This window comes from Symbioplanes lichenis, from assembly GCF_030709675.1.
Classification (GTDB): Bacteria; Actinomycetota; Actinomycetes; order Mycobacteriales; family Micromonosporaceae; genus Actinoplanes; species Actinoplanes lichenis.
This window is the reverse complement of sequence record NZ_JAUZQD010000002.1, coordinates 528,951-547,422: the sequence shown is the minus strand read 5'-3', so window position 1 is coordinate 547,422 and position 18,472 is coordinate 528,951. Positions and strand designations below refer to the sequence as shown.

The 18,472-nt window shown below is 70.1% G+C and carries 13 protein-coding genes; 3 read left to right on the top strand and 10 right to left on the bottom strand.

Annotated elements, in window-relative coordinates; all coding sequences use genetic code 11:
- Window positions 1-369: 369 nt before the first annotated feature.
- From RAN62_RS06400 to RAN62_RS06390, 3 genes are read right to left on the bottom strand one after another with little or no spacing between them, the layout of a single operon-like run.
- On the bottom strand, window positions 370-1,590 hold the full coding sequence (locus RAN62_RS06400; protein WP_305783531.1) for a diiron oxygenase: 1,221 nt from the start codon (window positions 1,588-1,590) through the stop codon (window positions 370-372).
- A gap of 45 nt (window positions 1,591-1,635) precedes the next feature.
- Window positions 1,636-3,813 (bottom strand): asparagine synthase (glutamine-hydrolyzing), encoded by a 2,178-nt coding sequence (gene asnB / locus RAN62_RS06395; protein WP_305783530.1) that lies wholly within the window; start codon window positions 3,811-3,813, stop codon window positions 1,636-1,638.
- A gap of 40 nt (window positions 3,814-3,853) precedes the next feature.
- Complete coding sequence (locus RAN62_RS06390) at window positions 3,854-4,585, bottom strand: class I SAM-dependent methyltransferase (protein ID WP_305783529.1); 732 nt, start codon at window positions 4,583-4,585, stop codon at window positions 3,854-3,856.
- A 223-nt stretch (window positions 4,586-4,808) separates the two neighbouring features.
- On the opposite strand from RAN62_RS06390, the gene RAN62_RS06385 reads away from it, so the two are divergent.
- Complete coding sequence (locus RAN62_RS06385; protein ID WP_305783528.1) at window positions 4,809-6,035, top strand: MFS transporter; 1,227 nt, start codon at window positions 4,809-4,811, stop codon at window positions 6,033-6,035.
- Window positions 6,036-6,072: 37 nt separating this feature from the next.
- On the top strand, window positions 6,073-7,344 hold the full coding sequence (locus tag RAN62_RS06380; protein WP_305783527.1) for a condensation domain-containing protein: 1,272 nt from the start codon (window positions 6,073-6,075) through the stop codon (window positions 7,342-7,344).
- A gap of 221 nt (window positions 7,345-7,565) precedes the next feature.
- On the opposite strand, the gene RAN62_RS06375 is transcribed toward RAN62_RS06380, so the two are convergent.
- Window positions 7,566-9,026 carry an aldehyde dehydrogenase family protein gene (locus tag RAN62_RS06375; protein ID WP_305783526.1) on the bottom strand — a complete coding sequence of 487 codons (1,461 nt, stop codon included), beginning with the start codon at window positions 9,024-9,026 and terminating at the stop codon, window positions 7,566-7,568.
- A 90-nt stretch (window positions 9,027-9,116) separates the two neighbouring features.
- Here RAN62_RS06375 and RAN62_RS06370 point away from each other — a divergent pair, with 90 nt between their 5' ends.
- Window positions 9,117-9,893, top strand: a complete 777-nt coding sequence (locus RAN62_RS06370; RefSeq protein ID WP_305783525.1) for an SAM-dependent methyltransferase — start codon at window positions 9,117-9,119, stop codon at window positions 9,891-9,893.
- A 41-nt stretch (window positions 9,894-9,934) separates the two neighbouring features.
- Here RAN62_RS06370 and RAN62_RS06365 read toward each other — a convergent pair whose 3' ends face one another.
- The 6 genes from RAN62_RS06365 to RAN62_RS06340 form a co-directional block, all read right to left on the bottom strand.
- Window positions 9,935-10,306 (bottom strand): hypothetical protein, encoded by a 372-nt coding sequence (locus RAN62_RS06365; RefSeq protein ID WP_305783524.1) that lies wholly within the window; start codon window positions 10,304-10,306, stop codon window positions 9,935-9,937.
- Window positions 10,307-10,443: 137 nt separating this feature from the next.
- Window positions 10,444-12,252, bottom strand: a complete 1,809-nt coding sequence (locus RAN62_RS06360; RefSeq protein WP_305783523.1) for a carbohydrate-binding module family 20 domain-containing protein — start codon at window positions 12,250-12,252, stop codon at window positions 10,444-10,446.
- A 327-nt stretch (window positions 12,253-12,579) separates the two neighbouring features.
- The gene (locus tag RAN62_RS06355; protein ID WP_305783522.1) at window positions 12,580-13,620 is read right to left on the bottom strand and encodes a LacI family DNA-binding transcriptional regulator; all 1,041 of its coding nucleotides are present in this window, start codon (window positions 13,618-13,620) and stop codon (window positions 12,580-12,582) included.
- A 68-nt stretch (window positions 13,621-13,688) separates the two neighbouring features.
- Window positions 13,689-15,119, bottom strand: coding sequence for a hypothetical protein (locus RAN62_RS06350; RefSeq protein WP_305783521.1), 1,431 nt, complete (start codon window positions 15,117-15,119; stop codon window positions 13,689-13,691).
- A gap of 163 nt (window positions 15,120-15,282) precedes the next feature.
- Window positions 15,283-17,043 carry a glycoside hydrolase family 3 protein gene (locus tag RAN62_RS06345; RefSeq protein WP_305783520.1) on the bottom strand — a complete coding sequence of 587 codons (1,761 nt, stop codon included), beginning with the start codon at window positions 17,041-17,043 and terminating at the stop codon, window positions 15,283-15,285.
- A gap of 12 nt (window positions 17,044-17,055) precedes the next feature.
- Window positions 17,056-18,327 carry an MFS transporter gene (locus RAN62_RS06340; protein ID WP_305783519.1) on the bottom strand — a complete coding sequence of 424 codons (1,272 nt, stop codon included), beginning with the start codon at window positions 18,325-18,327 and terminating at the stop codon, window positions 17,056-17,058.
- Window positions 18,328-18,472 lie beyond the last annotated feature (145 nt).

Sequence of the window (18,472 nt, the reverse complement as noted above, 5' to 3'; positions counted from 1 at the left end):
CTGTTCGTCGGGGCCTGGGGTTGCCGGCTTTGCGGTGCAGGTGCCGAGACTCTCGTGGGGCACGAGCGGGAGTGAGCCGGCCGGTCGGGGCGGGTCGTTCCCAGGGCCGTAGCCGGCCGGGTCACCGTGGATGAACTCGCCGCCATGCCGCGGCGGCCGGACGTTTCCGGTCGGCTCCAGCGGTGCCCGGCGGCGTAAAACCCGGCACGGTCCAGAGACCGCGGCCGGTCTTCTACGCCTCCGGCCGCAGCCGGCGCGTGACATTCACCGCGAGCATGACCCGGCCGTCCGCGGCTCCCTCAAGGGCTGTCTTGTGATTAGCCGGGTCGATGCCTCCCGACCGCAGGTCGACAATTAAGCTCAAGGTGTTCAGAGCAGCTCGTGTGCCTCGAACGCGTCCCTCGTACGAGGGTCCTCCAGCACGCCGACCTCGGTGAAATACTTGACGGCGGGCCGCGCTCCGGCTGCGACGTCCCGCCTGATCAGCTCCTCGGGCATCGCTTCGGCGAACACCTGGCGACATTCCTCCGCCGTCAGCCCCACCGCCCTCAGGCCGGGCAGCAGAGCGGCGGGATCCGGCCGGAGAAAAGCGTCGATGATTCCGGGCAGGGCGGGACCGACGGTCCTTCTGTCGGCGACCGACAGCTCGGGCCACAGTCGGGTCAGAAACTCTTTGAAATAGCTGTGATGGCGGCCCTCGTCGATGGCATGGTCCTTGACCACCTCACGGACCGCCGCCGGCAGGCGGGAATCTCTCGGTAGCTCGGAGAGCGTCGCCGAGATGAGCGTCTCGCTGACGATCGAGAAAAGGAGCGCGGTCAATCCTCGCATGCTTTCCGGGAACGACGAGTCGATCTTTTCCAGGCGGTCGACGAAGGCGGGAACGGGTAGCTCGGGAACCGCTGTTCCGGTTTCGGTCTCGACCTGGCGGATCAGGTCGTAGGAGAACTGTGCGTGCCACGCCTCGTCGGTGACGATCTTGTACGCGTCGCCGCGCATCTGTTCGGGCAAATGAATGCCGGACCGGCCGCGGGCGATCGCCGACGCGACCGGAATGACGGCGATCTGTTCGAGCTCCGTGGTGAAATGCAGATATCCGAACAGCCGGTGCACCAGGATCTGGCGTACGGCCGATTCGCCCTTCCCGAGCAGCACCGGGTGGGCGGCGATCGGAACCAGTTCCGGGCTGAAATAGACGGGCGCGCCGGGCTCGAGGATCCGGCGGGGCTTGCCACGCACACTCGCTCGCTCGTACCAGCCGGCGAACCCGCTCCGGTAGTCGTCGTCCGGTTCGTGCGCATCCGGGCCCTGGCGCGTGGCGGCGACGACGAGCGTCGTGGACGGCGGGGGCCGCCAGAGGCTGCCCGGCGTTCCTCGGACCAGCTCGATGTGGCCCGATTCCGCCAGGTCCGCGACCTGTCGCACCAGGATGTGGGCCAGGTCGTGGAAGTCCCCGGCACCGGTCTCCGCGAGGATGGCGGCCAGCTCCGCGACGGTACGACGACCGTCCATGAACGGCCAGGCCTGCGGCCGGGCGGAGCCTGGTTCCCGTCGCCGGACCGGAACCAGGTCCAGATCATGCGCTTCCATCGTTGCGCCCCTCGTTGCCGCCGATCCAGGCCATGGCCGCGCCGGTCAGTTCGCCACCCTGATCAGGCCCATGCCGACCGCCTCCGCGAGCGCCGTGCGCACCTCCTCGGCATCGTCCTCGTCCAGTCCGGCCACGACGTCGGCGACCGTGGTGCCGCCCTCGATCCGGCTGAACAGCGCCAGCCACGCCGGGGCGTCCGAGTCGATGACGAACTCCGTCGTGCCGGAGACGGTGAGATAGAGGGTCCCGGGGTCCGTCGAGGAGCTGAGCACCAGGACCCCGTCGGCCAGTTCCGCGATCGAGTCCGCCGGGAAGCCGACGGCACAGCCGAGCCGGGCCGCCAGCGCCATGTCGCTGGGATCGGCGCTCTCGGGCGCGAGGACGGTCAGGGAGCCCCGCGTCGGCAACGGGGGAGTGGGCAACGACGCCGTCATCGAGGCCAGCAGGCCCACGTTGACCAGTCGCAGAAGCAGCTCCATGCCGATCGAGTCCGGCCTGTCGCCGAGACGCTCCAGCGCGGCCCGGATCCGGTCCCCGTCGAGATAGCGATCCGCGTCCGGCGCGGCGACAGCCTCCTCGACCAGCTGAGCTTTCCCCTGGGTCAGCATCGAGACGAACACCTGGTGGGTGTAGCGCTCGAACGGTCCCCAGTAGAAGGGCACCTTCTCTCGCTGGGCGAACGCAGCGGGGACCACGTCGCCCACCGCCTCCCGCAGGATGCGCTTGTCCCAGAGGAGGGTCTCGCGGCGCCCGGCCGGCAGCGACACGAGGAACTCGACCAGGCGGTGATCCAGGAAGGGGACGCGCGCCTCGATGCCGCTGCCGGCCGCTGAACGGTCCTCGTGCCAGCAGTTGTACTGCTGCACCTTCTCGTACTCGTACCGCAGGTAGGCGGCATAGGGATCCGCAGGCAGGTCGAGCACCTGCTCCGACACGAACGGACCGTTCACGCCGTTCCACCACGGCGCCATGGACGGATGGCGCCGGAGACCGTCGTTGCGAGCCATCATCCGCAGGTTCCCCAGGAAGCCCGGCCAGTCCGTCTGACCCGCGAGCGTGGTGGTGTAACCGCCGGCGAACTCGTCGGCGGCGGCGCCGAGCAGCATTCCCCGCAACTCCGGCCGGACCGCCTTCGCATACCGGTGCAGCTCGTGCTTGTAGAACTGTTCCGGGCCGCAGATGGGCGTCTCCATGAGCCACAGGAGCCGTTTCCACTCGTCGACGCCGGGAATCCGATCGGCCTCGAAGACCAGCTGGTGATTCGGAACGCCCAGCTGCCGGGCCACCTCGGCGGCGCCCGGCCCGTCACCGTTCAGCAAGGTGCTCGCGCTGAGCACCGTGAACGTATGGAGATCGCCTGCCGTCCCGCGGGCGAGGGCAGCCACCGCGGCGGAGTCGACGCCGCCGGAGAGGAAGACACCGAGTTCCGCGTCGGCTGTCGCGCACTCGGCGACCGAATCCTCCAGGAGGTGGCGGTACCGGAGGATGAGCTCGTCATCGGACGCGGCCAGCAGCTCGACCGGGTCGGGCAGGTCCCAGTACCGATGCGACGTCGTCGCGCCGTCGGCGAGGTCGATCCGGACAACGGTGGCCGCGGGCACCGACTCGATGTCCTTGAACCAAGTGGTGAGCGGGACCTGGGTGATCGCCGCGGCGGCATTGAGATGCGGGTTCGTCAAGGCGGTGGCCCAATCCACCTCCCGGCGCACGCCCGCGTCGGTGAACAGCGCCTTGATCTCGGACGCCATGACGACGCGGTCGCGGTCGCGGTGAAGGAAGAGCGGCTTGATGCCGAACCGGTCGCGCGCCAGGATCAGCTGCCGGCTTGCACGGTCCCAGAGAATGATGGCGAACATCCCGCGCACGCGGTCGAGGAACTTCTCGCCGTACCTGCGGTAGAGGTACAGCAGAACCTCGCAGTCGGAGTCCGTCTTGAGCGGAGCGTCAGCACCCAGTTCCGCCGCGAGCTCGCGATGGTTGTAGACCTCGCCGTTGGCGATCAGAACCAGGTTGCCGTCGGTGCTCCACAGGGGCTGCCCACCGCCCGCCGGGTCCACCAGTGACAGCCGCGCGAAAGCCAGGCCCACCTGGCCTTCGTCCATGATCTCGCGAGCGTCCGGCCCTCGATGGGCGATGGCGTCCGCCATGCGTTCCAGCAGCGCTGTCGTCTCGCCCGCACCGGTCCGTCCGCCGAAATAGCCGACGCCTGCCAAGCCGCACATAAGAATCCCCGTATCCGAGTTGTCGGTAGATCGGCAGACCCTAGACGGTTCCCACGGCGACCATGCCGTAGGAGGAAAGCGTCAGGTCGTTACCCTTGCGGTCGTAGAGTGCAACGTCTTTGAATCCGCAGGTGAGCATCCAGTATTCCAGCTCGGATGGCGTGAAGACGCGTACGTCGTAGCCGAGCCGGGTGACGTCACCATTGCGGTACATGGTTCGCTCACCGGCTATGCGGCGGCCGTCCGGCTTCATCTGCCGGTGGTCGACCATGATGTTGTTGTCGCGCTCGACGCTGACCGTCTTGCCGCCGGGATTGTTGGCCCATTCCTGGTAAAGAATGGGGCCGTTGACGGTTTCCACGACAAGTCGTCCGCCCGGGCGGAGCAATGCGGCCACCTGCTGAAGAATTTCCCGGTCGGTCCGATCGTCGAAGATGCCGAAGGAGGACCACCAGATCAGCGCGACGTCGAACCGGCCCAGACCGGAGAGGTCGCGCATGTCGCGGATGTGGTACTCAGCCTTCGGCGCTGCCGATCGGGCCCTGGCTATCATTTCGGGACTGTTGTCTATCCCGACGACATCGACCCCGCGATCGGTCAGGTATCGTGCCGTCCGCCCCCAGCCGCAACAGATGTCGAGAACCCGTTCTCCGGGACTGATGCGGCCCAGCTGCCATAGGAGATCACCCTCGCGTTTGTTGCGAGCATCGTCGTAACGCAATTCCATGAAATAAAGGAAATCCGCAATGGTCGACGGATCCTGATTGGACATGAGTCGGTTCTCCAGTCAATCAGGCGACTAGGGGGAGTCAGGCGGCCAGTGTCGCACGTGGACAGTTGCGAGTGTCAATGTGATATAGATCACTGGGTGCGGGTTCCGTGAAGTATTCAATTCTCTGTATCCTGCGGAAGGAGTGGGGGTCGAATAATGATCATGATGAGGCTGGGCGGTGTCGTCACGGGCATTGTTTTTCTGATTCGACACTGGTGGCCCCGTGATTTCTGCTAGTATTCGCCGAGACCTCGGCCCGCTACGTTATCGGCCCTTCCGGATTTTCGTGACCGGTCGGGTCATCAGTACCTTCGGCAATGCGCTGGCCCCCATTGCCCTCGCATTCGCGGTCCTGGACCTGACCCGCTCGGCCGCCGATCTCGGCTTGGTGGTCGGCGCCCGGTCGCTGGCCAACATCCTGTTTCTTCTCGTCGGCGGAGTCGTGGCCGACCGGCTGCCCCGCTTTGCCGTCATGGTGTCGTCCAGCCTGGTCGCGGCGGTCAGCCAGGGCGTCGTCGCCGTGACCGTCCTCACCGGCACCACATCCGTGTCACTACTCCTGGTGCTGGCGGCGACAAACGGCATCGCCAGTGCTCTGCTGCAACCGGCCTCGCAGGCGCTGACCACCGAGACTGTCCCGAAGGAACTGCTCAAGCGGGCCAACGCCATCAAACGGCTGGCTTCCCAGCTGACCATCGTCGTCGGCGCCTCGGTCGGATCGTTGATCGTGGCTTCCAGCGGACCGGGATGGGCGCTCGCCGTCGACGCGGTCAGCTTCCTGCTGAGCGGAGCGTGCTTCCTGCTGCTCGGCCGAGGTGGCCGCCCGAAGCGCCCGGCAGGCGGGCTGTCCCTGCCGGCCGAGCTCCGAGCCGGGTGGACGGAATTTCTTGCGCAGAACTGGATCTGGGCCGGCGTTCTGGCCTTCTTCGTGTTCAACGCCGCCTGGTCGGGCGCTATCCAGGTGCTGGGACCCGTCGTGGCCGACGAGACCTTCGGCCGGCGTTTCTGGGGTCTTGTGGTGGCCACCCAGACCGTAGGCATGGCGATCGGCACCATCATCGTGCTTCGGCTTCGTACCCGCTTCTTGCTGCGCGTCGGCGCGGTCGCCGTCTCCCTGGCCGGCCTGCTCCCGCTGGCCATGGGGCTGGCCCTGCCGCTGGTGGTGCTGATGTTCGCGGGCCTGGTGGCCGGATCCGGCCTCGCCATGTTCAGCGTGGCCTGGGAGACCAGCCTGCAGGAGCACGTCCCCTCGGACAAGCTGGCGCGTGTCACTTCGTACGACATGGCCGGTTCCCTGGTCGCCATACCGTTCGGCCAGGTCCTGGTCGGCCCGGTCGCCGATGCGGTGGGCACCAGGTCCGTCCTCGTAGCGTCCGCGGTGGTGATGGTCGCCGCCATCGCGTTGCTGCTGACCAACTCGACAGTCAGGACACTCGCTCACCACGGCTGACCGGCCGCGGCGAGCCGGCGGGGAAGGTTCTCAAGGCATGTCTGCGTCGTTTCTCACCTACAGTCAGTTGTCGGCCTGGCGCTCGATCGAGCCGTTCCCGGTGGACCAGCACACTCCGCTCTTCGTGACCAAGGTCTGGCCCCTTCCGGCCGAGCTGACAGTCCGTCACGTCGAGGACGCCTTCACCCGGCTGGCTCAGCTGCACGGTGCGCTACGGACGCGGTTCGAACTACAGCACGAGGACGAACCACGGCAACGCGTCGAGGCCGATGCCGTCGTGCCGCACGAGATTCATGAGCTGATTGCCACCGACGACACCGAAGCGCCGCTGTCGATGCCGGACACCTTCGCCACCCGGCCCTTCGACCTCGAACGGGAGCCGGCGTGGCGGGTCTGCATCGTGACCCGCGACGGGCGCCCGCAGTCCGTCGTCGTCTGCTGCCATCACATGATCGCGGACGCCTGGGCGATGCGGGTTCTCCGCGAGGATCTGTTCACCATCTTGGCCGGAGCCATACCGCCGGACGCCCCGGAACCCGGTGAACTCGCGGAGGTGCAGCGGTCCACTGCCTGGGCCCGCCGGCACGAGGCGACGATGCGCCACTGGGTGACGGCGATCAGGTCGGGCGTTGATCCCGGCGTCCCGGAAGACGACGAGCCGCGCCCACGGCTGTGGGCGTCGCTCGAGTCGGTGACGGCCCTCGACGCTGCGCGCGTGCTGGCCGAGGCGACGAGGACATCGGTTCACTCGGTTGTCCTCACCGCGTTCGCCGAGGTCGTCGCCCGGCAGTCGGGCCGGCAACGGTTCCGCGTGGGTCTGCTCGCCGGCAACCGCTCCCAGGCCCGGTGGCGCAGGCTGGTCTGCCCGATGGATCAGCTGACCCCGATGGTCTACGCCCGGCAACCTGATCGGCCGATCACCGAGACCATCCAGCACGTGCATCGTGCGGCACTCTCGGCCTACAGCCACGCGAGCTTCGACGTCGATGAACTCGCCGCCGAGCTGGAGGAATTCGGGTTCGACGCGGTGGACGGCGGAATGGACGTCTTCTTCAACTTCATTCCCGTCGAGCCGGCAGCGCTGCCGGGCACGGGCCCGTTCCGGGCGACGGACGCCGAGCCGTGGCGTCTGACCGTGAGCGACCAGGGTCGCAACAACGGTGTGCCGACGTTTCTCAAGGTAAGCGCCGGTGCGTACCTGCTGCTTCGCCTCCAGGAGAGCCGGGCGGGTTCGACCGCGGCGAGCATGGAACAGCACCTGATGGCCGTGCAGGAGCTGCTGCGGGCCGAAGCAAGCCTGATCAGGTGATCGCGGACGGGGCACAATGACGGGGAAATCGAAGGGTGCAGCGTCACCAGGAGTGGCAGTAAGTGCCGGCACCTCCGGGTGTGTTGATGCGGCGGCGCCGGTGGAAGCACACGGGCCGGGCGCGACAGACCTGCTCCGCGCGGGCGGTGGCCTCTCGGTCATCGGTACCCCGTCAGCTCGGCAAGATCGGCGGCGCCGGGGTGCGGGGACGCGCGGACCGGTCAGAAGGGGAACTGCTTGGGCTTCTGCTGCAGCGTGATCCAGCGCAGGTCCGTGAAGGCCTCGAGGCCGGCACGGCCCCCGAAGCGGCCGTAGCCGGAGTCGGCCAGGCCGCCGAAGGGGGCGGTGGGGTCGTCGTCGACGGACTGGTCGTTGACGTGGACGATGCCGGTGCGCAGGCGGCGGGCGACGGCGAGGCCCCGGGTCAGGTCCCGGGTGACGACGCCGGCGGTCAGGCCGTACGGGCTGTCGTTGGCCACCGCCACGGCCGCGTCCTCGCTGTCCACGGTGAGGACGGTGCAGACCGGGCCGAAGATCTCCTCGGTGTGCAGGCGCATGGCGGGAGTGACGTCCGCGACGACCGTGGCCGGATAGTGGGCCCCGGCGGGCGTACCCCCGCCGGCCAGGACCGAGGCTCCAGCCGCCGTCGCGTCGGCGACCAGGCCGGACACCCGGGCCGCGGCCGCCGGGTTGATCAGCGGGCCGATGACGGTGTGCGGGTCGGTGGGGTCGCCGGCGGGCAGGCTCTTGGCCTTCTCGGCCAGGCGGGCCACGAAGTCGCCGGCGATCGCGCGGTCCACGATCACCCGGTCGGCCGACATGCAGATCTGGCCCGAGTTCAGGTACGCGCCGAAGGCGACGGCGTTCACCGCGTACTCGATGTCGGCGTCGTCGAGCACCAGCACCGCGTTCTTGCCGCCCAGCTCGAGCACCGCGGGGGTGAGATGACGGGCGGCCAGTTCGCCGATACGGCGGCCGACCTTCGTGGAGCCGGTGAAGTTGACGCGGCGCACGCGGGGATCCCCGATCAGCGTCTCGGCGACCGATGCGGCGTCCGCGGGATCATTGGTCACCACGTTCAGGACTCCGGACGGCAGGTCCGCGTCGCGCAGCACGTCGGCGAGGAACAGCGCGCAGGCGAGCGGCGCGTCCTCGCTGGCCTTGAGCACCACGGTGTTGCCGGCGGCCAGGGGAGCGGCGATCGCGCGGGCGCCCAGGATGAGCGGGGCGTTCCACGGCGCGAAGGCGGCGACCACCCCGGCGGGCTGGCGGACGGCGAGCGACAGCGCGTCCGGATTGGCCCCGGCCAGCACCTCGCCGATCGGCAGGGTCGTGAGCGCGGCCGCCTCGCGCAGCATGGACGCGGCGAGCCCGACGTTGAACAGCGACCAGCCCAACGTGCCGCCGGTTTCGCTCGCCATCAGCGCGGCGGCGTCCGCACCGCGCTCCTCCAGCAGGTCGGCGGCCCGGTTGAGCACCTTGCGCCGGTCGGCGGGTCCGGCCGCCGACCAGGTGCGGAAGGCAGCATCCGCCGCATCCACCGCGCGCGTGACATCGGCCGGGCCCGCCGCCGCGACCCGGGCCATGGGCTCGCCGGTGTGCGGGTTCAGGTCGTCGACCGTCCGCCCGTCCGCGGCCGGAACCTCGTCCCCGCCGATGAAAAGGTCCCTGGTCAGGGTCACGATGCACCTCCGCCTGTGCGCTGTGCGAACATCTGTTCGCCGCGCAACACGCCGGAAACGCTAACCGGGGTTGATGTGACCGTCAACACTGTGCGACCGTCCATCATGGAGCTGAACCCGGACAAACCGCATTCCGCCCGCATCTACGATTACATGCTCGGCGGCCACGACAACTTCCCGGCCGACCGGGCCGCCGCGGCCGCCGTTACCGAGCTCTGGCCGAGCCTGGGCGTCTCGATGCGCGCCAACCGCGACTGGATGGCCCGGCAGGCCCGCGTCGTCGCCGCCGAGCTCGGCATCCGCCAGTTCGTCGACATCGGGTCCGGGCTGCCGACCGCCCCGAACCTGCACGAGGTGGTGCGATCGGTGGATCCCAGCTGCCGCGTGCTGTATGTCGACAACGATCCGCTCGTCCTGGACCGCGGGCGCTCGGTCGGCGGCGTCACCTATCTGGATGCGGATCTGCACGACCCGGCTGCGATCCTGGGATCCCCGCAGTTCCGGGACACGATCGACCTGTCGCGGCCGGTTGCCCTGAGTCTCATCGCGATCCTGCAGTTCGTGACCGACGAGGACGAGGCGTACAGCATCGTCGACCGGCTGCTGGCGCCCCTGCCCGCCGGCAGCACCCTGTCGATCTCCGCGGTCACCGACGAGACGGCGCCGGCCGAGGTCGCGGCGGGCGTCGCGGTGTACGCGGCCGGCGGCATCGACATCCGGCTCCGCGACCGGGCCGGGACCACCGCGCTGTTCCGGGGCCTGCCGCTGCTCGACCCCGGTGTGGTGCTGGTCAGCCGCTGGCGCCCGGAGAAGGAGGTCCCCGACGCCCACGTCCAGGTCTACGGCGGCGTGGCCCGCAAGCCCTGAGCCGGCCCGCGGGTTGGCGGGCCGGCTCAGGACCGGGCCGCTCAGACGTCGAGGCTCGACTCGATCCGCTTGAGCTGGTGCCGGGCCATCGCGAGGTTGGCCCGCGACTTCAGCAGCGCCAGGTAGAGGAACAGGCCCTCGCCCTGGCGGCCCTTGAGCGGGCGGATCAGGTGGTACTGGTTCTCGAGGGTGATCAGCATGTCCTCGATCCCCTCGCGGATGCCGAGCATCTCCATCGCGCGCAGCTTGGAGCGCACGACATCCGTGTTGCCGGCGGCCGCCACGGAGAGGTCGAACTCCTTGGTGCCCCCGGCGATGCCCAGCGCCATGCCGCTGGTGTAGTCGACGAGGGCGACTCCGATCGCGCCGTCGATCTGCATGGCGTCCTTGAGGGCGACGTCCATCTCGGGCATGTGTACGTACCTCCACCGGTCGGATTCATGAGTGACCTACGCGTCTCAGGAACACTCTCCGGGGGAATGCATCGAACCGGTCGCACTGGCTGTGCGACCGGCCGGCATGGCGCACGTCACTCTGAACGGTTGTCCTGTCAGCGCCAGGAATCCGACCAAGTGGCCGAGCACGGGGTGGCCGCGGGTGTGGTACGCGAGCGGTTCGGGTCGCTCTCCCAGACCACTGTGGAGCCTTCCTTCTTGATGTACTTGTACTGGATCGCGGTGCTGCCGGACAGGCTCACCGTCGCCGTCCACACCGGATACGTCGCGGAGGAGAGGGCCACCGCACTGGCCGGGTTCCAGTTGCCCAGCGCCGCCGTGTTGCCGGTGACGAACACGTTCTGGCCGAAAGTGGTGGTCACATTCGCGGCGAAGGACACCGCGGCCGTCGTGCAGCCGGTGGATCCACCGCCGCCACGGGCGTTGACGTGCAGCGCGAGCGCGGCGTTCGCGGCCACGGTCGCGGTGAACTGCCCGTTGCTGCCCACCGTGTACGCCGGACCGCTGCACGTCCCGCCGCTGAAGTCCCCGGCCATCACGTCGCAGTAGGTCCCCGCCGGCAGCGAGGTCTGGAACGTCCGGGTGAGCGCGCTCGACGACCGGTTGAACGCGACGTACGCGTTCGCACCGCGGCCGAACGCGATCTGATTGGATCCGTTGCTCCACCAGTTGGACACCGCGGCGCCCGCGGCCGCGTTGCGCAGCCCGACCATGTTCGCGGTGGTGCGCGCCCGGTGCTCGCACTGCCAGCCGTTGCCGCAACTGACGGCCGACGTGGTGCCGTTCGAGGCGGCCGGCGGGCCCTGGTCGGGTCCCGAGAAGGTGAAGCTGGACATCACCTGCGGCACGCCGTACGGGTAGGCGATCATGAACGCCTCGGCCAGCGCGTAGCTCGCGCCGTCCTTGTAGGTCAGCTTCGCCCGGCCGTTGCGCTGGGTGTCGTGGTTGTCGATGAAGCTGACCGCGTCACCCGACCCGAGGCGCATCTGCCCGGCCAGCCCGTTGAGCCCCGAGAGGTTCGCGTCGCGGAACGCGTTGCCGACCACGTCGCCGTAGCGGAACTCGGTCACGTCGCCGATGCCCGTGTACTCCTCCGGCGTCGGCTCGCCGGTGCCGCCCTCGATGACCTCCGAGAAGACGTACGGGTCGCCGCTGACCGGATCCACGACCGCGGCCAGGTCGGCGGCGGGCAGGTGCTTGGCCGCGTCCACCCGGAAGCCGTCCACCCCCAGCGACACCAGATCGTTGAGATATCCCGTCAGCTTCCCCCGCACGTACGACGACTCGGTCGCGAGATCGGACAGGTCGACGAGCTCGCAGTTCTGGATCTCCCAGCGGTCGGACCAGTTGGCGATGTCGTCGGTGCCGTTGCGCCCGCAGTGATGGAAGTCGTTCGTGCCGTAGGGGACCGCCGGGTACGCGTAGTGCGAGTACGTGGATCCGCCACTGCCCGTCCCCGTCGAGGCGCCGCCCGCCATGTGATTGACGACAGCGTCGACGTAGATCTTTACGCCGGCCGCGTGACAGGTGGACACCATGCCGGCAAACGCGTTCCGGTCGCCGCGGCGCGTGGTGAGCTGATAGCTGACGGGCTGGTAGTCCTGCCACCACGGGTAGCCCTGGCCCGGCAGCACGACGTGCTCCTGGGGCGGGGACACCTGCACGCCGCCGAAGCCCTTGGGGCCGAGCACCGTTGTGCACTCGTTGGCCACGGAGGCCCACGGCCACTCGAAGAGGTGGACGATCACGTCCTTGGCGCCGGGCGAGGCGGGGGACAGCGCGCCGGCCTGGCTCACTGCGGTGGTGGACGCCTCGGACTCGGTCGCGCGGGCCAGACCGGCGACGGACATCCCGACGGCGAGCAGGGCGGCTGCCGCGGTGGCGACGGTCTTCCGGGTACGCATGGAAGCCTCCTGGGGGAGCGGGGGAATTCCTGAAACTTCTTGCGCAAGTGCCCGGAAAGTTAGCAGCGTGTTTCGCTCCCGTAAAGCGACGACGCTCGATGGACGTGGACGTTTCGCGGCTATGGCCCGATTTTTCTTGCAGCGAAAACGATCTCGCGTTCGGGTGTGTCGCGGGAAAACGCTGCTCGTCCGGCTGTCCGCCGGCGGCGCGCCGGGCAACAACTTTCAAAGATCCACAACGCCGCCGGGGAGACGACGGCGCCGGGGAGACGACGGCGCAGGTAAGGGCGTCGGCCGCTCAGGCCACGAGGAAGGCGCCGGCGCCGGTCAGGCCACCGGGGAGGCGATCTTCTCCGGCTTGAGGACCGCCGTGGAGCCCCGGACGACCAGTTCGGGGCTGAAGACGTACTCGGAATGGGGTGCGCCGTGGCCGTTGATCTCGTCGACCAGCTGGCGGATGGCCGCGTTGGCCATGGCGGCGACCGGCTGGCGCACGGTCGTCAGGGGCGGGTCGGTGAAGGCGATCAGCGGCGAGTCGTCGTAGCCGATCACCGACACGTCGCGGGGCACCGACAGGCCACGGCGGCGGGCCGCGCGGATGGCGCCCAGGGCCATCAGGTCCGAGCCGCAGACGATGCCGGTGGCGCCGCGGGCCAGCAGCTGCCCGGCGGCCACCTCGCCGCCCTCGACGCCGAAGAGGGTCAGGGCCACGAGCTCGTCCAGCTCGGCCTCGGGCACGTCGAGCTCGCGCCGCATCGCCGCCCGGTAGCCCGCCAGCTTGCGCTGGACGTTGAGGAACCGGTCCGGCCCCGAGACGAAGCCGATGCGCCGGTGCCCCAGCGCCACCAGGTGACTGACGGCCAGCTCGCCGGCCAGCCGGTCGTCGGCGGAGATGAACGGGGCGTCGAGATCGTCCGCGTACCCGTTGATGAGCACGATGGGCATCGGCCGCTGGACCAGGCGGCGGTAGCGCTCGCGGTCGGCGGTCGTGTCGGCGTGCAGCCCGGAGACGAACACGATGCCGGAGACCTGACGGTCGAGCAGCATCTCGACGTATTCGTCCTCGGTCACGCCGCCCGGCGTCTGCGTGCACAGCACCGGCGTGAACCCGGACTGGGAGAGCGCTGTCTCGATCGTCTGCGCGAACGCCGGGAAGATGGGATTCTCCAGCTCCGGCACGATCAGCCCGACCAGCCCGGCACTGCGCTTGCGCAGCCGCTCGGGGCGCTCGTAGCCGAGCACGTCGAGCGCGGTCAGCACCGCCTGCCGGGTGTCGGCGGAGACGCCGGGCCGGTCGTTGAGCACCCGCGACACCGTCGCCTCGCTGACCTCGGCCTGGCGCGCGATGTCGGAGAGTCGTGCACGCATGGGCGTCACTGTAGACCCTGAAACTTCTTGCGGGTACCGCGGAATTTTCGTCAACTCCTGCAAGCGTCTCAGTCTGCCGGCGACGCCACCGTCAGCGCGTTGACCCCGCCCGCCGCGTCCACCTCGAGCCGGTCGGGACCGTCCGCCCACGCCGCCGACGTGAACGTCCGGCCGGCGGCCACCCCACTGTGCGTCTCGCCGTCGAGCACCACCTGGCCGGCACCCCGGGCCACGGTCACGCGCGTGGGCACGGCACCCGCCGCCCGTACGTCCAGCAGGTCGACACCGCCCGACATCCGCACCGTCAGCGTGCCGTCCGGCCGGGGCAGCACCAGGTCGATCCGGCTCGCGCCGCCGCTCAGCTCGACGCCCGCCACCCGCCCCGCGCTCAGGTCGATCGAGCCCCGGTCGGTGCCGCCGGCCACCCGCAGGTCCCAGCGCACCCGGTCGCTCAGCATCACCTGCACCGCCTCGGCCGGCCCGTCGAACCGCAGCTGCACCCGCCCGTCGCGCTCGGCCACGCGCGGCACGGCCGGACCACCCGCGGGCGTGGCGACCCGGTACAACCCGTCGCCCAGATCGGCCGTCCGCACGCTCACGGTCCGGGCGCCGTCCAGCAGGTCGAAACCGGCGACGGTACGCCCACCGCGCGCAGCCGTCGCCACATGCCCGCCGGCGTCGTCGTCCTCCTCGGCGCCGGCTCCCGTGGCGGCCTCATCGCTGCTCGCGCCGTCGCCCTCCTTGGCGCCGGCTCCCGTGGCGGCGTGGTCGCCGGCGGCGGCTACCGGGGGAGTCCAGCGCTGGTCGGTCTCGGCGGCCTCGGAGTCCTGCCCCACGACCAGCACCGTCACGCCGGTCAGGACGAGGGCGACCGCCGCGACGGCCGCGCCGACGAGCCAGCGTGGCCCGGGCGCGCCGGACGAAACGACACCCTCGCTCGGCGTGTCAGCGGCGGTCGCTGCCGGTGCGGTTGGCCCGGGCGGTGTGGTCGGCTCGGCCAGGAAAACGCTCTCTCGGGGTGCGGCCGTGTCCCACTCCATCGCGGGCGCGGACGGGTCCGTGATGGGCGCGGACGGCTCCATCGCGAAAGCGGGCCCAGGCTGCTCCGTCTCGGAAGCGGGCGCGGGCACGGGCCGCTCCGGGCGGTGCAGCGGCATGGCGATCGAGCGGGCGCCCACCGGACCCTCGGGCTCCGGCGGGAGATCGGAGAAGCCGGGCACGAAGGACCCGATCCCCTCGTCGGGCGGCAGAGTCGAGGGCGCCGCGTCAGACGAGGGCAAGCCGGCGCCGGGGGACAGCGCGCCGGCGGGATCGGGAGGCGTGCTCTGGCTCCGGGTCAGGGCGAGCGACAGCGCGGCCCCGCCCAACGTGTTGCGGTTCCACGCGGGTGTCGCGTCGTCGCGGACGAGGGGCAGCTCCTGCGTCGGCTCCTCCGAGGGCAGGGGCGCCCCGGGCGCGGGCCAGTCGGGCGGGACTACGGGATCGGCGTCGCGCGGCATGTCGCCTCCGGGTCGGAGTCTGCGGGTCCATCCATCGGTACGGACGAAACGCCCGCCCGGATCGACATGTGTCCCAGAAGACAGCCGGAAGCGGGACAGGAGGAAAGCCACGGGCGGCGCCGGGGGAGGAGAGAGAAGACCCCGGCGCCGCCCCTCCTACCCCTCAGGAAAGTCGCAACCCGTGCCCGTACGCGTACAGCGGCTCAGCGGTGTCGTTCGGCACGTCCTCCCGCGACGCCGCCACCGCCTCCATCGACGACGGCAGCTCGAACGGCAGCTTCCCCGTCGCCGGCGCCCGCCCGAACAGCACGTCCAGCAGCGCCTCGTCGCCGGTGCCGAACGTGCCGGTCAGCCCGGCCACGCGCGGCGCCAGCGCGGTCAGGATCGCCGGGCGGTCGAGCATCACATCCACGATCGTCGGGACGGTGTCCGCGGTGGCGATGATCGGAGCCAGCTCGTCGGCGGTGTAATCCAGGCGCCCGGCGTGGAAGAACGCCTCGAAGCCGCCGCCCCGCGGCTCGTAGGGGGCCGCCCGCCGCACGATCGCCACGTCGGCCTCGGCGGCGGTGCCGACCACTTTCGCGTACCGGGCGGCGACGACGGGATCCACGCCGTCGACGAAGAGCGTGACGCCCTCGGCGAGCGGCAGCACCCCCTCGTTGCGCAGGACCACGACCGACTTGCGCTGGGCGTCGAGGCCGGCGTCGACGAAGGTGCGCGTGCCGACCGTGGTCGCGACGGCGGCGGGGTCCACGTACCGGCGGTCGTCGAAGAGGCCGAGGCGGAACTTGTCGCGCAGGATCCGGCGGACGGAGAGGTTGATCCGATCCTCGGAGACGCGGCCCGAGGAGACGAGCTCGACGATCAGATCGGGACATTGCTCGCCGCCCAGCTGGTCCGCGCCGGCGTCGAGGATCTTCGCGACGCGTTCGAGGCGGCTCAGGTGCTCGACGCCCCACGCGCGGGCGGCCAGCGGCGTGCCCATCACGTTGTCGGCGTCGGTGACCAGGCCCCAGTCGGTGCAGACCACGCCGTCGAAGCCGTACCGCTCGCGGAGCAGCCCCCGCACGACGCCGGCGTTGAAGCCGAAGCCGACCTCCTCGTACGGGGTGCCGACCGGCATGCCGTAGTAGGGCATGACCTGGGCGACGCCCGCCTCGAACGCGGCCTCGAACGGCTTGAGGTGGTAGTCCCACAGGCCGCCGGGGTAGACCTGCTCCCGGCCGTACGCGAAGTGGGCGTCCTCGCCGTTCATCTGCGGGCCGGCGCCGGGGAAGTGCTTGACCATCGCGGCGACGCTGTCCCGGCCCAGATCGGATCCCTGCAGGCCGAGCACGTATTCACGGATGAGCCCGGCGACGACCTCGGCGTCGGAGCCGAGCGTGCCCGAGGTGCGGGCCCAGCGCGGCTCGGTGGCCAGGTCGGCCATCGGGTGCAGGGCGACGCGGATGCCCGTGGCCAGGTACTCCTGCCGGACGGTGTCGGCGAACCGGCGCATCACCGCGGGGTCCTGGACCGCGCCGAAGCCGATCGGCTCGGGCCACTGCGAGAAGCCGGCCGCCGCCGCGCTGGTCGCCGGGTTGTCCAGCACGCCGTGGCGCGGATCCGTGGACACGGTCACCGGGATCCGCAGGCGGGTCTGAGCGGCCAGCTCCTGGATCCGGTTGTGCCAGGCCGCGATCATCGCCGGCGGGGTCGGGCCGGTGGTCAGGATGTTGACGTGGTTGATCAGCTTGCCGGTGACCAGGTCGCTGGTCGACTCGAACATGCCGGCGGCGCCGTCGGGCTCGTACAGGGTGCCGTCGGGGTTGACCGCCGTCATGGTGTGGAACATCAGGCCAACCTTCTCCCCGAGCGTCAGGCGGCCCAGGAGGTCGGCCACCCGCTCGTCGACGGAGAGCCGCGGATCTTCGTACGGAAACATGATCAAGACCTTTCAGCGCGCGCCGCGCACGAAGTGGACCAGGAGGGATCCGGCGACCGCCACGACCGCGCCGATGAGGAACAGCGCGGTGTAGTTGTTGCCGGGGCCGGCGCCGATGGCGAGGATCGGGGCGGCCAGGATCGGGACGAGCGACTGCGGCAGGGCGTTGGCGATGTTCATGACGCCCATGTCCTTGGCCGCGTCGTCCGGGTCGGGCAGCACGTCGGTGGCGAGCGCCAGGTCGACTGCGAGATAGAGGCCCTCGCCGAGGCCGAAGAGCGTCACCGCGGCCAGGAACAGCGCGAAGCTGTGCGAGAAGGCGATCCCCACCAGCGCGAGGGCGACGACCACGCCGGCGGCGAGGACGAAGGGACGGCGCCGGCCCGTACGGTCGGACAGCCACCCGCCGACCGTGGATCCCAGCAGCATGCCCGCCGTGGTGAGCACGGTCCCGATCAGCACCGCGGTCGCGACGTTGCCGGTGGTGTAGCCGAAGCGGTCGATCAGCAGGTACGTCTGGTAGGTCGAGACGCTCGCGATGCCCATCCACACCAGGAAGCGGCTGAGGATGTTCCACGCGAAGTCGAGGTGCTTGCGCGGGTTGACGTAGAAGGTGCGCAGGAAGTCGCGGAAGGTGTAGCGGCCGAAGGCGCCGGGATTCGCGGGGCGGTCCTTGAGGATGGCCACGAGCAGCACGATCGTGGCGATGCCGATCAGCGTCGGCACCATGAACATCCAGAAGGTGTGCCCCGACAGCACCGCCGCCAGGGCCGTGCCGAGCAGGATGGCGATCGAGGTCATCAGGCCGAGGATGCCGCTGACCCGGCCCCGCTGCTGCGGCGGGATCTGGTCGGGCAGCAGCGCCGTGATGGTCGACAGCGTGGCGTTGACGCCGAGCTGCGCGAGCGCCCACCCCGCGGTCAGGGCCGCGATGCCGCCGCCGGTCGCGACGATCAGCAGGCCCACGCCGCCGGCCACGATGCCGCCGAGCAGCCACGGGCGGCGCCGGCCGAAGCGCGACGTCGTGCGGTCGGAGAGGGCGCCGAAGAGCGGGTTGCCGATCATCGCGAGGAGCGCGCCGACCGACAGCACGGTGCTCAGGGCGGTCGTCTTCGAGTCGCCCGCGATCTCGGCGACGCGGATCGACAGGGTGACGACGACGGGCGTCAGGATGGCCACGTACGCCCCCAGCATGGCCAGGGCCATCGCCACGATCAGCCGGGCCGGGGCGTCCGGCTGCTGCCGCTGTTCAGTGGCGACTTCGAGTGGATCCATCGTGGTCATGACGCACCTCGCGAACCGGGGAACGGGCCGCCGCCGCGGCGGTCTCGTCTCCCGAAGTTATCGATCGGATTACCGCTAAACCAAGGGGTCATGACGGCCGTATTTCGTGTGTATTACCTGTGCGTGGGCTATCTTCCCGCCGATC

What these genes read in the sequence shown, in the direction of transcription:
- RAN62_RS06400 (WP_305783531.1), bottom strand. Translation starts at nt 1,590, where the DNA reads ATGGAAGCGCATGATCTGGACCTGGTTCCGGTCCGGCGACGGGAACCA.
- asnB (WP_305783530.1), bottom strand. Translation starts at nt 3,813, where the DNA reads ATGTGCGGCTTGGCAGGCGTCGGCTATTTCGGCGGACGGACCGGTGCG.
- RAN62_RS06390 (WP_305783529.1), bottom strand. Translation starts at nt 4,585, where the DNA reads ATGTCCAATCAGGATCCGTCGACCATTGCGGATTTCCTTTATTTCATG.
- RAN62_RS06380 (WP_305783527.1), top strand. Translation starts at nt 6,073, where the DNA reads ATGTCTGCGTCGTTTCTCACCTACAGTCAGTTGTCGGCCTGGCGCTCG.
- RAN62_RS06365 (WP_305783524.1), bottom strand. Translation starts at nt 10,306, where the DNA reads ATGCCCGAGATGGACGTCGCCCTCAAGGACGCCATGCAGATCGACGGC.
- RAN62_RS06360 (WP_305783523.1), bottom strand. Translation starts at nt 12,252, where the DNA reads ATGCGTACCCGGAAGACCGTCGCCACCGCGGCAGCCGCCCTGCTCGCC.
- RAN62_RS06355 (WP_305783522.1), bottom strand. Translation starts at nt 13,620, where the DNA reads ATGCGTGCACGACTCTCCGACATCGCGCGCCAGGCCGAGGTCAGCGAG.
- RAN62_RS06350 (WP_305783521.1), bottom strand. Translation starts at nt 15,119, where the DNA reads ATGCCGCGCGACGCCGATCCCGTAGTCCCGCCCGACTGGCCCGCGCCC.
- RAN62_RS06345 (WP_305783520.1), bottom strand. Translation starts at nt 17,043, where the DNA reads ATGTTTCCGTACGAAGATCCGCGGCTCTCCGTCGACGAGCGGGTGGCC.
- RAN62_RS06340 (WP_305783519.1), bottom strand. Translation starts at nt 18,327, where the DNA reads ATGACCACGATGGATCCACTCGAAGTCGCCACTGAACAGCGGCAGCAG.